2 protein-coding genes and 1 pseudogene are annotated in these 2,183 nt (G+C 47.9%); 1 reads left to right on the top strand and 2 read right to left on the bottom strand.

Annotated features, from left to right (window positions below; all coding sequences use genetic code 11):
• Positions 1–187: transposase (locus RAE09_RS11755; protein WP_157844602.1), on the bottom strand; the 187-nt coding region annotated here is incomplete at its 3' end.
• Positions 188–252: 65 nt separating this feature from the next.
• Here RAE09_RS11755 and RAE09_RS11750 point away from each other — a divergent pair.
• Positions 253–582 (top strand): annotated as a pseudogene (locus RAE09_RS11750) (integrase core domain-containing protein); the annotation flags it as partial.
• A gap of 515 nt (positions 583–1,097) precedes the next feature.
• Here the strand turns inward: RAE09_RS11750 and RAE09_RS11745 are convergent.
• On the bottom strand, positions 1,098–1,628 hold the full coding sequence (locus RAE09_RS11745; protein WP_316981765.1) for a hypothetical protein: 531 nt from the start codon (positions 1,626–1,628) through the stop codon (positions 1,098–1,100).
• Positions 1,629–2,183: the final 555 nt, after the last annotated feature.

The following is a 2,183-nucleotide window of genomic DNA, read 5'->3' as shown; positions in this document are numbered from 1 at the left end:
CACTCATCCCATCCGAGGCCCCTCGGCGTTCACGCTCGAGTTTGACCCACCGGCCTAAAAGCCCGGCGGAGACGCCAATCTCCTTAGCCACATGAGCGATCGGGCGCTCTGACTCGATTACAAGGTTCGCGGCTTCACGCCGGTACTCCGGCGTGTACTTCTTGCGCTGTTGACTCACAATGAACATCCTCTCCTACGGACACAAGATCCGCACAAATAGGGTGTCCACTAAACGAGGGTAACCTCAATGGAAACCAACTAATTCACCACAGCGATCGGGGCAGCCAGTACGTGTCACTGAAGTATTCCACCGCGCTAGCTGAGTCAGGAATCCGCCCGAGTGTGGGAACAATCGGCGATTCTTACGACAATGCACTAGCCGAAACAGTCAACGGTCTCTACAAGGCGGAACTGATTCATGCCCAGGGCCCGTGGACGTCGGTCGGAGAAGTCGAACTGGCCACCTTGCGGTGGGTGCATTGGTGGAACACTAAGCGACTTCACGAAGCATTGGACTACGCCACCCCACAGGAAGTAGAAACCGAGTACTATCTCACCCAGCCCATCAACACAGGGCCGTAAAAGAAGCGGAACTAAACCCAGGACGCTTCAAAGCGACTAAACATATCGCAGCCAACGCTTGCCCGATGGATTAGGCAAGCGGAAGATGAGATAGAATACAAAGAACGAGGGTAATCCATTCTCCAAAATAGTGAAATCCTGTTCAAGGCATACTTTTACGCGATTGAACTAGATCCAATGTTCTATTAGAACTTGGCTATTCTTTCAGTGTGCAACCACAGGTTATTCTATTTAAAGGGTTACTCAGGAAATGAAAAATAGCTCCTCAAGGGGAGTCGAGGAGCTATTTGTTGTTCATATGTTTACCTTTGGAAACTACTACCTAGTAAGAAGTAGATTCCCTTACTTCAGCGCTTGCTCTTGTTCGGAATATCTCCAATAACACTAGTAAGAAATGCTAGAGCTAGTACAACAAGGGAAAGTGTAGGGAAGCCAACGTGGGCTATCGCCAACACGATGCATATTATGCAAAGCGCAATACTTATATATGTTGAAGCTTTCTTCATGGAGTACTTTTAGCACTTCTCTTGCGCAGTGCCGATTCCCGTTAGCTCTGCGGCTAGGGAGAGTAAGCCATTTTTCATAGACTCAGCCTTAATGGAGGCCCCCTTAGTGGCCACGATCTTCCTGATGCCACCAGCCTCTGATATTGCTTTGCCGACTTTGCTTGCGCCGCCCAATCCGCGTACAAGCTTAGCGATCTTAACCGCTTTCGATATTGGAACTATTGTGCCGGCAATGATTAGGGTGATGGCTCCTGCACATTCCCAGGCATTATAGGTGGTGACGGGAGGGAAGTACTCTTTCGGGGCATGGCTAGCGATATAGGAGGCAAGATCCCTGTCGTTCTTTTCCCTAACCACGTCTTCAGGAAGTGAATCAACGTAGCTAATTAGCTCCTGCATCGATTCCTCAGTTACTGATTCGGAAGCAGAATCAGCGGCGGCACGAACGGTTGGTTCGGTAGACGCAACTGCATTAGGAACTGCGGAAAAGGCGGTGAGGACAACCAGAGATGCTCCCCAGAGGGGCTTTTTAAATTTCATCATCTTCTCTTTCGGGGGCTGGAGTGGTGAAGCAAGCGTTTAGTACCTGCAAGCATAAATATTACATAGAGATTTACTATTTTTCTATCTGAAATATCGTGTAAAACTCAGGGATTGAGTAGGTTTACCTAGGAAAGGGTCTCCTTTAGCTGTTGGCTTGCTTGGCGCTTGTGGGCTATTGACAGATCCTTTACTGAGGATATGTTCTCTGAACTCCTTTGGCATGACCTGTTCGATCCTGACCATTTTTCGACGAGTGTCAGATCCCTGTTTATTTGGACGGGCCAGACTATGGAAATTTAGCCTTCAGGATGCTCTTTTGTACCCTGCTTCTAATCTGTAGATTAACCTGTATAAATGTAGAAGTGTATAGCTGTAAATATGTAAAGTGACAGATGTAAGGATTTGTTTATCTAGGAGAAGCCATGATCATTGAGAGTGTCTGATGGTTTGTGTGTGGGTTTCCAACCTGCATAAGGAGATAAGCCAGAATGACTACTGTGACAAGACGAGATCCGGCCGATAAGGCCAAGATTGACGCGATTGAAAAGAAGC

Source organism: Corynebacterium tuberculostearicum (assembly GCF_032821615.1).
GTDB lineage: Bacteria > Actinomycetota > Actinomycetes > Mycobacteriales > Mycobacteriaceae > Corynebacterium > Corynebacterium tuberculostearicum_H.
This window is presented reverse-complemented; position numbering and strand designations above follow the sequence as displayed.